Consider the following 574-nt stretch of genomic DNA (forward strand, 5'->3'; position numbering starts at 1 on the left):
ACCTTAAACGGTTCCATTATTATCACCTTTTTGCGTATGTTGTGGTTGTCTTGTTTGTGAACGGGCTAACGCTTGTAAGAGAATATGATTTGTTCGCGCTAGAATTTTATCATGCCAATTTTGATTGAATTTTTTTGGTTCAGGGTATTTGAGCCGAGCTACTATACTAGCTGCCTCATAATCGGTAAGATTTGAAGCTTTAAAATTTAATCGATGCGACGCCTGAATCAACCCATTCATTCTCCATCCATAATAAGCAACAAACAGGTAGAGCTTCGGTATCTCATTTTTTTTTATATATTTTGTTAAACGTATCGCCAAGTACATTTCTAACAGTTTTCTACTCACTGTTCTCTCATAACGACCGGTCAACACTCTTACAAGTTGCATTGCGATTGTTGAAGCTCCTTCTGTCCTTCGCCAGAGTAATGTTCTCCATGACGCACGACAAATAGCTATAAAATCAACGCCAATATTTCTACGGCTAAATCTATGATCTTCGGCATAAATCAACATGATTACGAGATTCGGGGATATAACCCACCGGTTAGCCTCCTTTAGTAAGTGTGTCAGT

1 protein-coding gene is annotated in these 574 nt (G+C 38.5%); it reads right to left on the reverse strand.

The window, feature by feature from the left end; all coding sequences use genetic code 11:
* Positions 1–3: 3 nt before the first annotated feature.
* The coding region (locus WH277_RS00625; RefSeq protein ID WP_339503768.1) for a biosynthetic peptidoglycan transglycosylase at positions 4–574 on the reverse strand (571 nt) is incomplete at its 5' end.

Source organism: Erwinia sp. MYb416, from assembly GCF_037479575.1.
GTDB classification, from domain to species: domain Bacteria; phylum Pseudomonadota; class Gammaproteobacteria; order Enterobacterales; family Enterobacteriaceae; genus Erwinia; species Erwinia rhapontici.